This is a genomic window from Nesterenkonia xinjiangensis, assembly GCF_013410745.1.
Classification (GTDB): domain Bacteria; phylum Actinomycetota; class Actinomycetes; order Actinomycetales; family Micrococcaceae; genus Nesterenkonia; species Nesterenkonia xinjiangensis.
On the sequence record NZ_JACCFY010000001.1, the window covers coordinates 1,444,496 to 1,456,115 of the forward strand.

Genomic DNA, 11,620 nt, shown 5'->3' on the forward strand with positions numbered 1-11,620 from the left:
GATCCCGGGTCTACTGCACGTGCTCCAAAGTTCACCCTCGACTCATGGACGAGCCACCTGGCTTTCATGGGGCCTCAGCAGAATGGCGCAGGTGCGGGAACGCTCCCGCACTTGCACCGTGCTCGCACCACCACTCTTGCTGAGGAGAGAATTTCCGATGACACTCCGTCCCCGCGTCACCGGTCGGGCCTTGCCCGCCGTCGCCACCACCCTTGCAGGACTCTTCGCGCTCAGTGCGTGCGGAACTGACGACGCCGCCGCGGAGGGAGAAGCCGGCGGCACCCTCGTGGTGTACACGAACTCCGACGGCGAAGGTCGCGGCGACTGGCTCACCGAGCGCGCCGAAGAGGACGGCATGGACATCGAGATCGTGGGCATCGGCGGTGGTGACCTGACCGACCGGCTGATGGCGGAGGCTGGAAACCCGGTGGCCGACGTCGTCTTCGGCCTCAACCACGTGTTCTTCTCCCAGCTCGTCGAGAACGACGTGGTCGCCCCGTACACCCCATCCTGGTCCGAGGACGTGGCGTCGCCCGAACTGGGCGATCCTTCCGGGGACGGGAACTTCTGGCCCGTGGTGCAGCAGGGCATCCCGCTGGTCTACGCCCTTGATGCGGTCGATCCAGAGAGCGCCCCCACCGACTGGCTCGATCTCTGGGAAGACCCCCAGTGGCATGGCCGCTACGAAACCGTCGCTGACCTCGGCGGCGCCACCACGCAGATGGTGATCTCCGGGATCCTGGACCGCTACCAGGACCCCAACGGTGAGCTCGGCGTCTCCGCGGAGGGCTGGAAGCAGATCGAGATGTACTTCGACCACGGAGACCCGGCCGTTCCCGAAACGGACCTCTGGCTGCGCATGGCCGAGGGGGAGGTCGATATGGGCCAGCAGCCCGGCACCTCTAGCCTCGCGAACCGCGAAGAGGAATACGGCATCGAAGTCGGCCTGGTCGAGCCTGAGATGGGCATCCCCTTCGCCGTGGAGCAGGTCGCCGTGGTCAACGGCACCGACCAGGAGGCCCGGGCCCAGGAGTTCATCGACTGGTTCGGCAGCGCCGAGACCCAGTCCGCATGGTCCGAGGAGTTCGGCTCCATGCCGGCAGTCCAGGGCGCCATCGACGAGGCGGACCCGGAGATCGTGGAGCTGCACGAAGATCTCCGGCAGCAGGACATCGACTGGGACTTCGTCGGCGAGAACCTGCCGTCCTGGATCGAGAAGATCGAGCTCGAGTACCTGCCGTGATCCACTACGAAGACATCGAAGTCAGCTTCGGAGACTTCACGGCGATTCCCGCACTGAACCTCGACGTGGCCGAGGGGGAGTTCTTCACCCTCCTCGGCCCTTCGGGATGCGGAAAGACGACGGCCCTGCGCGCGCTGGCCGGCTTCGTGCAGCCCTCACGAGGTGAGATCTACGTTGACGGCAGGCCGGTGAGTCGGCTGCCCAGTGATAAGCGCGGCGTGGGCATGGTGTTTCAGAACTATGCCCTCTTCCCCTCCATGACGGTCTGGGAGAACATCGCCTTCGGACTGAGGCTGCGCAGGCACAGCGCGGCGGAACGCCGTGAACTGGTGGCCGAGGTCGCCGAGCGAGTGGATCTGAGCGCCGAGCAGCTTCAGAAGCACCCTTCCGAGCTCTCTGGCGGGCAGCAGCAGCGCGTCGCCATCGCCCGCGCCCTGGTGCTGCGCCCGAAGATCCTGCTGCTCGACGAGCCGCTGTCCAACCTGGATGCGAAGCTGCGCCATCAGCTGCGCGCCCAGCTCAAGGAGCTTCAGTCTGAATTCGGGATCACCACGCTCTACGTCACCCACGATCAGGATGAAGCCCTGACCATGTCGGACCGGATCGCCGTCTTCAACGCGGGACGAGTCGAACAGGTCGGCACTCCGGAGGAGATCTACGACCACTCGGCCAACGAGTTCGTCTGCCGGTTCATCGGCGCGGCCACTCAGCTCTCCGGCAAGCTCGCTGCCGACCTGGGGCACGAGGTCACCAGCTCGTGCTTCCTGCGGCTCGAAAAGCCCCTGCTCGAGACGCCCGGAGCCCCGCTTCTCCCGGTCTACCGCCGGATCAGCGCCGTCGTGCAGTCCCTTGCCTATCACGGCACGCACACGATCTACACGGTGGAGGCCCGCGGGACGGCGTTGAAGATCCTGGTGCGCGAGGACGGCGGGGGCAAGGCCGGCCCGGGAGATGAGGTCGAGGTCGGCGTCAATCCTGAGCATGTCCTCGCCTACCCCTCGGCAGGCGTCTCATGACCACCTCCGTGTCCACGATGCTCCGCTCCCCCTTCGCCGTCATCACCCTGGTGGTGCTGACCTGGTTCACCGTAGTGCTGCTGCTCTGGCCCAACCTGAACCTGCTCATCGAGACGTTCTTCCCTGACGGCACGTTCTCCGGACGTGCGGTGGAACGCCTGATGTCCTCCGAGCGTGCCATGCGGTCGCTGCTGAACTCGGTCGCGTTGGCCGTGGCGTTGGCGATCAGCACCAATGTCGTGGGCATCTTTCTGGTACTGGTCACCAGCTACTTCAAGATCTTCGGGTCCCGCGTGCTGTGGCTGGGTTACGCCACCACGCTGATCTACGGCGGCATCGTCTTGGCCGCCGGGTTCAAGTTCGTCTACGGACGAGACGGAATAGTCACCGGAATCCTGCTGCGCTTCCACCCCGAGCTGGATCGTGACTGGTTCACCGGCTTCTTCGCGGTCCTGATCGTCATGACCCTCGCGACGACGACGAACCACCTGCTGTTCCTCTCCTCGGCCATCGCCAAAGTCGATCAGCAGACGGTGGAGGCCGCGAAGAACCTCGGCGCGAGCCAATGGACCATCCTGCGACGGGTGGTGCTGCCCACCGTGAAGCCGATGATCTTCGCGATCACCATCCTGAGCTTCCTGACCGGCCTCGGCGCGCTGTCGGCTCCGATCGTCCTGGGTGGCCGGGATTTCCAGACGATCACCCCGATGATCCTCTCCTTCGCAGGGTCCCCGGCTTCCCGTGACCTGGCCGCGCTGCTCGCCATCGTGCTGGGTCTGGCGACGATCGCCATGCTGGTGTTCCTGACCCGCATGGAAGCAGGGGGGACCTACTTCTCACTGTCGAAGGTGGCCACACCGCTGGCGAAGCAGAAGATCCAGAGCCGGGCGGCGAATGTGGTGGTGCATCTGGCCGCGTACGTGATCTTCCTGTTCTACCTGACGCCGTTCCTGCTGATCATCCTCTACTCCTTCGTGGACTCCTACAGCATCCAGACCAGCTCGTTCGCCATCGAGAACATGTCACTCGCGAACTATGAGCGGGTCCTGACCCAGCGCCGTGCACTCCAGCCCTTCCTGATCTCCATCCTCTACAGCGCGGCCGCAGCAGGTGTCGCCGTCGTCGGGCTGCTGCTGGTGACGCGGGTGCTGGTCCGGCACCGCAACTGGATCTCCATCGGCTTCGAGTATCTGCTGCACGTGCCGTGGCTGCTGCCGGGTGCGATGATCGCACTGGGCCTGATCATGAGCTACGACCAGCCCAGTCCGCTGATCGGCAACAACGTGCTCACCGGCACGGTGTGGATACTGGGCATCGCGTTCGTCGTCATCAAGGTCCCGTTCACGCTGCGGCTCCTGAAGGCATCCTTTTCCTCCATCAACCATTCCCTGGAGGAGGCCGCCGTGCTGATGGGTGCCAGCACCTGGACGATCTTCCGCCGGATCCTGCTTCCCGCGGTCCTTCCGGTCGCTGCGGCCGTCTTCGCGTTGAACTTCATCTCGCTGCTCGATGACTACGACACGGCGATCTTCCTGGCGCACCCGCTGTATCAGCCCCTGGGACCCGTCATCCACGCCAATGCGGAATCCACCACGGATCTCGACGCCCGAGCCAACACGTTCGTCTACACGGTGCTGCTGATGATCATCTCCACGGCGGCGATGTGGCTCGCCTATGGCGGGGCCACCCGCCGCCGGCGGAGGAGGCGCAGACCAGCGGTGGTCCCCGCCGCCCCGGTGACGCTCAGCTCCAGCACCAAAGGGCCCCTATGAGAAACACGATGGCGACGCTGCGCGCTGACGCGGGGATGCTGATCATGGCTCACCGCGGCACTGCGGTGGGGTCGATCACCGAGAACACAGTGGCAGCGGTGCATGCGGCGCTGCGCTCGGGTGCCGACATGGTGGAGATCGACATCGTCGCGTCCACCGATGGTGACTTCTTCTGCTTCCACGACGGCGCGGAATCACGCCTGTTCGGACAGGAACTCAACATCGTGGATCTGTCCGGCCGAGAGATCCGTCAGCTTCGGTACATCCATACCGATCGGACGAACCGCTCCGCCCCGGTGGCATCCCTTGCGGATGTTCTTCACCACCTGCCACCGAGGGCGGTGCTCAACATCGACCGGTCGTGGCGCTGGTGGGACACGCTCCTGCCGTGGTTGGAGGAGTGGGAGGTGGCGCATCAGCTGACGCTCAAGTGCTGGGCGAAGGATGACTCCTCAGTCGACACGCTCCGCCGCCAGGGGCCGCAGCTCCCGTTCATCCCCATCTGCGAGAGTCTGGACCAGGCCCACGCCATGGTGGCCGATCCGCGGCTGAACACAGTGGGCGTGGAGCTGCTGGCAAGAACCCCGGACCACCCGGCACTGGACCGAGAAGCCGTCTCCGAGCTCAAGGCGCTGCGCCCCACGGACGACCCCTTGCTGGTCATGATCAACTCCGAGGTTCTCCGTGACGGCGTGCCGCTCTTCGCCGGCCATGATGATGAGAGTGCTGTGCTCATCTCACCGCACACAGCCTGGGGGCCTCTTTTCGACCTGGGGGTGGACATCATCCAGACAGACTGGCCATGGGTGCTCCGGGACTACCGAGCGTGGAGGGCCGATCATGCCGACTGAACTCTGGGGATCCCCCACGGTGGAAGACGTGGCCCGAGTGGCAGGCGTGTCGAAGTCGACCGTCTCGCGCGCACTCCTCGGCCGCGACCGAGTGTCTGAGGCCACTCAGCAGAAGGTGCGGGCCGCCGCCGCACGCCTGGGCTACGTTCCCAATGTGCTCGCCGCCGAACTCGCGAACCACACCTCCTCGACCGTGGGGCTGCTGCTGCGAGACGCCTCCAACCCCGCCTACGGGCTGATGTTCACCAGGCTGCATGAGGAGGCCCGTGCCGCAGGGCTTCGCGTCCTCTCCTCCACCATCCGACCCGGGCCGGGGGACCGTGCGGCCGAAGAGATCTCCACCCTGCACTGGATGATGGGGCTGAAGGTCTCCGGGCTGATCGTCGCCACCGGCGGGGTGGCCAGCGAAGAGCTCCGCCCCTTTCACGCCCAGATACCGATCATCCGGGCCGGCAGGCCTGAACCCACCGGTCAGGTGCACGCGGTCTCCTACGATGAGCGGCTCGCGGCTCGCGCGCTCACGGACCATGTCCTCGTCCATGGTCACCGTCAGGTCGCGGTCCTCACCCCACCCGAGGAGATCTCCTACCCCGAGCACGTGCGGGCGACGTCGATGACGGAGTTCCTGCGTGCGCACGGGGCGACGGTCACTGTCATCCCCGTGGATCGACTGGAGCGGGGACTCACCCGCACGGTGCAGCTGGTGGGCGACCGTGACGTCAGCGCGGTGATGTGCCCTTCCGACATCCGCCAGCTGGAGGTGATCAGGGTCCTGGACGACGCCGGGTTCAGCGTGCCTGAGGACGCCTCGGTCACCGGGTGCGACGGCATCATGCCCGGACTCGACGTCATGGGACTCACCAGCTACCGAATCGGGGTGGAGGTGCTGGCCGAACGCGTCATCGCGAACCTGTCCCGCCTTCTGGAAGCAGGCGGGTGGTCCGCTGGAATCGAACCACGACGTGCCCTTGACGCCCGAGACACCAGTGGCGCACAGGACATGCGCAGCCTGTACGCCACCGAGAAGGTCCACGAACTGATCCCCGGCGCGCTGATCCCCGGCCGCACCGTGGCCGCTCCCCTGAGCAGGTGAGCGCTGCGGGAACCACTCCTCCCCTGTCCACCGCCCCTGTCCACCGCCCTTGTCCACCGCTCCTGTCCACCGCCCCTGTCTGCCGAACACCGCTGAACAATCCCGTCTCCCTCTCAACGCCTCCTGTGAAAGGTCTCACCATGTCACTTCGCGCCGCCGAGTACCCGCACCCGCACCACACCTTGGTCCATCTCTCGGACACCCACTTCGTCACCCCTGGGGAGCTGCTCTCCGGCACCGGTCATCCGCGCGACCGACTGAAGGAGATCCTGACCTCGCTCGTCGCCGCGGAGATCAGGCCCGCAGCGCTGATCATCACCGGAGACTTGGCGGATCGCGGTGAAGCTTCCGCCTACCGGGAGTTGAGATCGGTTCTCACTCCGGCAGCCGAGCAGATGGGAACCGAGATCGCGTGGGTCATGGGAAACCACGATCACCGGGAGACCGTTCGGCGAGAGCTGCTCGACGCACCGGCCAGCGACGCGCCGTATGACACCACGGTGATGATCGGGGGGCTGCGCCTGATCATTCTCGATTCCACCGTCCCGGGGAAGCATCACGGGGAGCTCAGCGAGGAGCAGCTGGTGTGGCTCGCAGAGGTCCTGCGTGAGCCGGCGCCCGAGGGAAGCATCCTCGCCATGCATCACCCGCCGCTGCCGTGTGTGCAGGACCTCGCCGTCACAGTGGAGCTGCGCGAGCAGCAGCTGTTGGCCGAGGTCGTGCGGGGCACCGACCTTCGAGCGATCCTGGCCGGTCACCTGCACTATTCGACCACCGCGACGTTCGCCGGGATCCCGGTGTCTGTGGCCGGGGCGACGTCGTGCACCCAGGACCTCTTCACGCCCCGCCGCGGCACTCGCGCTCGTGACGCCGCCCAGGGACTGAACCTCGTCCATGTGTATGACCACACGATCATGCATACCGTGGTGCCCATGGCCGGTGGGGTCACGGTGGGTCGCGACGTCGACGCAGCAGGCACCGCCCGGCTGTTGGCGGAGGATGAGGTCTATATCCCGTCCCGGGCCCGGTGAGCAGGACCGCGCACGAAGACGGGGCTCCCTCGCATCTCGGGGGGAGGCCGGCCGACTCGCAGGATCAGTCCCGCGCGATCCCAGTCAGGTCGAGAGACTCGCTGAAGTGGCAGGCGGCGCGGCGGCCGCCGTCGGGCTCTCCCAGCTCCGGACGCTGGGAGGTGCAGGGCTCGGCCTGGGCATGCGGGCACCGGGTGACGAACAGGCACCCGTCGGGGGCGTCCTTCGGATACGGCACCTCGTCGCTGGTGGCACGCTCTGTCGTCCGCCGGACGAAGGTGGGGTCCGGGACGGGCACCGAGTGCAGCAGGGTCTGGGTGTAGGGATGCTTCGGCTCACGGTAGAGCTCCGCAGTCTCCGCCTCCTCGGCGATGCGTCCCAGGTACATGACGTTGACCTGGTCGGCCACATGCTCCACCACCGAGAGGTCGTGCGAGACGAACAGGTAAGTCAGACCCAGCTCCTCCTGCAGGTCCACCAAGAGGTTGAGGATCTGCGCCCGGACGGAGACGTCCAGGGCGGAGACGGGCTCATCGGCGATGACCAGCCGGGGGTCCGTGATCAGCGCCCGGGCGATGTTCAGCCGCTGCCGCTGGCCGCCGGAGAACGCGTGGGGGTACCGGGGCATGTATTCCGGGCGGATCCCCACCTTCTTCAGCATCTCAGCGACCCGGTCCTCCAGCGTGCTGCCTGAGGCGAGACCGTTCACCAGCAGCGGCTCCCCGACGATCTGCTTCACCGTCATCCGGGGGTTCAGCGAGGAGAACGGGTCCTGGAAGATGGTGCGGATCTGGGTGCGATACTTCCGCAGCCGCTTGCCCGTGATCTGCGCCAGATCGGTCTGGCTGCCGTCCACCTCCCGGAAGAGGATCTGCCCGTCGGTGGGGTCCGCCAGCCGCGCGATGCAGCGGCCCAGCGTGGTCTTGCCGCAGCCGGACTCCCCCACCAGCCCCAGGGTCTGCCCCGCAGGGATGTCCAGGTCGACGCCGTCCACTGCACGGACCTCCCCAGTCGCTCGGCGGAACATCCCTCCGCCGATCGGGAAGTGCTTGGTGAGACCCCGGACCTGCAGCAGCGGGCCCGTCGCGGCTCCCGTCCCGACGTCCTCGCCCGGCCGGGACTGGATCTCCACCGGCACCCGCGTGCGGACGCCGGACCGCGCCACTGCGTCTGCCGAGACGTCGGCGGCGGACGGTGCCTCCTCCACGGCGTCAGGGATCCCTCCCGGGCCGTCGGCGTGGCTGTAGAGGTGGCAGCGCACCTCCTGGCCTTCCCCCACAACGCTGGAGTCCGGCATGTCGACGTCGCAGACCCCGGGCATCGCGAAGTCGCAACGCGTCCGGAACCGACACCCGGAAGGCATGTTCTGCGGGTGCGGCACCATGCCACGCACGGTCCGCAGCCGCGGGCGCTCCCCGCCGTCGCGCAGCTTCGGTATCGAGTCCAGCAGCGCCCGGGTGTAGGGGTGCCGCGGGGCGGAGAAGATCTGCTCCACCGTGCCGCGCTCCACCACCTGGCCCAGGTACATGACGACGACGTCGTCGGCCATCTCCGCCACCACCCCGAGATCATGGGTGATGAACATCATCGCCATCTGGTTCTCCGCCTGCACATCCTTCAGCAGGTCGAGGATGCGGGCCTGGGTGGTGACGTCCAGGGCGGTGGTGGGCTCATCGGCGATGAGCAGGGCCGGGTCGCAGGACAGCGCGATGGCGACCATCACCCGCTGACACATCCCGCCGGAGAGCTGGAACGGGTAGACGTCCATCCGCTGCTCGGGCTGCGGGATGCCCACCCGACGCAGCAGCTCCAAGGCCATCTTCCGCGCCTCATCCTTGGGGACCTCCCGGTGCAGCCTGATCGCCTCGATCAGGTGCGCCCCGACGGTGTACATCGGGGACAGCGAGGACATCGGCTCCTGGAAGATCATGCCGATCTGCCCGCCGCGCACCTGCCGGATCGGCTCCCCGTCAGGGTCGAGCGCGGCGAGGTCCACCGCCTCCGCACCCTGGGGGCGCCAATGCATCTCCCCTTCGACGATCCGGCCCGGCGGGTCGATCAGCTGCATCACCGACCGTGCCGTCATCGACTTGCCGCAGCCCGACTCGCCCACCACGCACAGAGTGCGTCCGGGGTGGACCTCCAGGTCGACGCCGTCCACAGCCTTGACCGTGCCGTCCGGGGTCTCGAACTGGGTGCGCAGCCCGCTGATCTCGAGCAGCGGGAGGTCACCGTGATGCGGCCCCTCCTCCTCGAGGTCACGCTGATCAGCTGGGGCGATGGTCTGACTCATGGTCTGTGCCTCCTGGTCGCTCCCGCCGCCCCGGGCCGAGGGCCCGACGGCGAGAGACGTCAGTTCTTGTACGGGTCAGCGGCGTCACGGAGACCGTCACCGAAGAAGTTCATCGCCAGCACGGTCACCACCACCGGGATCCCGGGGATCAGGATCCACGGGGCCGTGGAGACCGCGCGGATGTTCTGCGCCTCCTGCAGCAGCACGCCCCAGGACACGGTCGGCGGCTGCAGCCCCAGTCCGATGAAGGACAGCGCCGTCTCCGCCAGGATGATCGTCGGGATCGACAGGGACAGGTTGGCGATGATGTGGCTGGTGAAGGACGGCAGCATATGTCGGAACATCACCCGCCCGCCGCCGGCCCCGTCGGCGATCGCCGCGGTGACGTAGTCCTCGTTGCGCACTGCGAAGAACTTCCCGCGCACTTCTCGGGCCATGCCCACCCAGCCCACCAGGGAGATCACCACCGTCAGGGCGAAATACCGTTGGACCGGTGACCAAGAGTCCGGCACAGCGGCGAAGAGCGCCATCCACAGCGGGATCGTGGGGATGGACATGATCAGTTCGATCAGCCGCTGGATCGCGTTGTCAATGCGTCCGCCGAAGTAGCCGGAGATGCCTCCCAGCACCACGCCGAGACCCAGGGACAGCAGCACCCCGACCAGGCCGATGGACATCGAGATCGTGGTGCCGTGGATGATGCGGGAGAGCACGTCTCGGCCGTTGGCGTCCGCTCCCATGAGGTACATCGGTGGCCCGTCGGCGTCCACCGGGCCGATCAGGTGCCGGTCCCAGGGGATGAACCCGAACAGCTCATACTCCTCACCCTGGACGAACATTCCGATCGGGACGTGCTGCTCCTCGTCGAGCTCGAAGGTCAGGGCCAGAGTGTCCGGGTCCTGCTCCAGGCTGTACCCGTGCACATGCGGACTGAAGGACCCCTCGTCGAAGAGCTGGACGGTCTGCGGCGGCGCGTAGGTGTAGTCGGAGTTGTGGTAGGTCCCGGAGTAGGGAGCCAGGAAAGGGGCGAAGACCGCCACCAGGTAGATCAGCAGCGTGATGCCGCCGCAGAACATCGCCAGCTTGTGGCGCTTGAACCCCCACCAGATGAGCTTCCACTGCGAGGCCAGAGCGACGTCGGGAGTGTCGGTGTCGGGCCGGTCCGTCTCGGGCGCCGTCGTGGCGGGTGCGGGGAGCTTGCTCTCCCCGCCGGGTGAGAACGGCTGGGTCATCGCGTCCTCGCTTCCTGGTCGGAGGGGTTCAGCGGTGTGGTCTGTGGCAGCATGACGGCCTCCTGATCAGTACCTGAGCCGGACGCGGGGATCCAGCCAGGCCAGTGCGAGGTCGGAGATCAACGTCCCGATGACCACCAGGACGGCGGAGATGAGCAGCACCGAGCCGGCCAGGTACATGTCCTGGGCCATCAGGGCCCGCAGCATCATCGGGCCGGTGGTGTTGAGGTTGAGCACCTGGGAGGTGATCGCGTCGGCCGCGATGAGCCCGGGCAGGATCCACCCGATCGTGGAGAAGAAGGGGTTCATCGCCACCCGCACGGGGTACTTGATGGTCAGCCAGCGTCGCGGCAGTCCGCGGGCTCGTGCGGCCACCACATAGGGCTTGCGCAGTTCGTCGAGCAGGTTGGCGCGCAGGATGCGGATGTTTCCCGCCGTGCCGGCCGTGCCCCAGATGACGATCGGGATCCACAGATGGGCCAGCAGGTCCATGGCCCGCCCGAAGCTCCACGGGGCGTCTCGATACTCCGGCGAGAACAGCCCGCCGACGCTCTGTCCGAAGACGGTCAGAGAGACCCACATCAGCACCAGAGCGATCAGGAAGTTGGGGATCGCCAATCCCAGGTACCCGAGGAAGGTGAACGTGTAGTCCCCCACGGAGTACTGCTTCATGGCGGAGTAGACGCCGATGGGGAAGGACACCGCCCAGATGAACAGCAGCGTCAGCACCGACAGCAGCAGCGTCAGCGGCAGGCGCTCGGCCAGCAGGTCGGCCACTGGCCGGCCATAGTCGAAGGACTCCCCGAAGTCCCCCTGGAAGACGATGCTGGAGATCCACATCCAATACTGGACCCAGACCGACTCGTCCAGGCCGTAGCGGGCTCGCAGGCGGTCCATCTCCCGGGCTGCGAGGGAGCCGTCGCCCTGCTCGGCGAGCTGGGCCTGCACAGTGGTGAGGTAGTCGCCGGGCGGCAGCTGGATCACCACGAAGCAGATCACCGAGATCAGCCACAGTGTGGGGATGAGGATGAGGATCCGACGGGTGAGGTACCTCAGCATGGCTGACACCTCCGGAGGGGCGCTCGATCA

9 protein-coding genes are annotated in these 11,620 nt (G+C 66.8%); 6 read left to right on the forward strand and 3 right to left on the reverse strand.

The window, feature by feature from the left end:
* Positions 1-157 precede the first annotated feature (157 nt).
* The 6 genes from HNR09_RS06585 (at position 158) to HNR09_RS06610 (ending at position 7,006) form a co-directional block, all read left to right on the forward strand.
* Entirely contained in the window at positions 158-1,243 is a 1,086-nt protein-coding gene (locus HNR09_RS06585) for an extracellular solute-binding protein (RefSeq protein ID WP_179541315.1), read from the forward strand.
* Positions 1,240-2,259, forward strand: coding sequence for an ATP-binding cassette domain-containing protein (locus HNR09_RS06590; protein WP_179541316.1), 1,020 nt, complete (start codon positions 1,240-1,242; stop codon positions 2,257-2,259). The genes HNR09_RS06585 and HNR09_RS06590 overlap by 4 nt, the downstream gene beginning before the upstream one ends.
* Positions 2,256-4,031, forward strand: a complete 1,776-nt coding sequence (locus HNR09_RS06595) for an ABC transporter permease (protein WP_179541317.1) — start codon at positions 2,256-2,258, stop codon at positions 4,029-4,031. Before HNR09_RS06590 ends, HNR09_RS06595 begins: the two co-directional genes overlap by 4 nt.
* Complete coding sequence (locus HNR09_RS06600) at positions 4,028-4,882, forward strand: glycerophosphodiester phosphodiesterase family protein (protein WP_179541318.1); 855 nt, start codon at positions 4,028-4,030, stop codon at positions 4,880-4,882. The genes HNR09_RS06595 and HNR09_RS06600 overlap by 4 nt, the downstream gene beginning before the upstream one ends.
* Positions 4,872-5,975 (forward strand): LacI family DNA-binding transcriptional regulator, encoded by a 1,104-nt coding sequence (locus HNR09_RS06605; RefSeq protein ID WP_179541319.1) that lies wholly within the window; start codon positions 4,872-4,874, stop codon positions 5,973-5,975. Before HNR09_RS06600 ends, HNR09_RS06605 begins: the two co-directional genes overlap by 11 nt.
* 140 nt (positions 5,976-6,115) lie before the next feature.
* Positions 6,116-7,006, forward strand: a complete 891-nt coding sequence (locus HNR09_RS06610; protein ID WP_179541320.1) for a metallophosphoesterase — start codon at positions 6,116-6,118, stop codon at positions 7,004-7,006.
* A gap of 64 nt (positions 7,007-7,070) precedes the next feature.
* Here HNR09_RS06610 and HNR09_RS16105 read toward each other — a convergent pair whose 3' ends face one another.
* The 3 genes from HNR09_RS16105 to HNR09_RS06625 form a co-directional block, all read right to left on the reverse strand.
* The gene (locus HNR09_RS16105; RefSeq protein WP_179541321.1) at positions 7,071-9,299 is read right to left on the reverse strand and encodes an ABC transporter ATP-binding protein; all 2,229 of its coding nucleotides are present in this window, start codon (positions 9,297-9,299) and stop codon (positions 7,071-7,073) included.
* Between the two features lie 59 nt (positions 9,300-9,358).
* Positions 9,359-10,531 carry an ABC transporter permease gene (locus HNR09_RS06620; protein ID WP_179541322.1) on the reverse strand — a complete coding sequence of 391 codons (1,173 nt, stop codon included), beginning with the start codon at positions 10,529-10,531 and terminating at the stop codon, positions 9,359-9,361.
* Between the two features lie 66 nt (positions 10,532-10,597).
* On the reverse strand, positions 10,598-11,590 hold the full coding sequence (locus HNR09_RS06625; RefSeq protein WP_179541323.1) for an ABC transporter permease: 993 nt from the start codon (positions 11,588-11,590) through the stop codon (positions 10,598-10,600).
* Positions 11,591-11,620 lie beyond the last annotated feature (30 nt).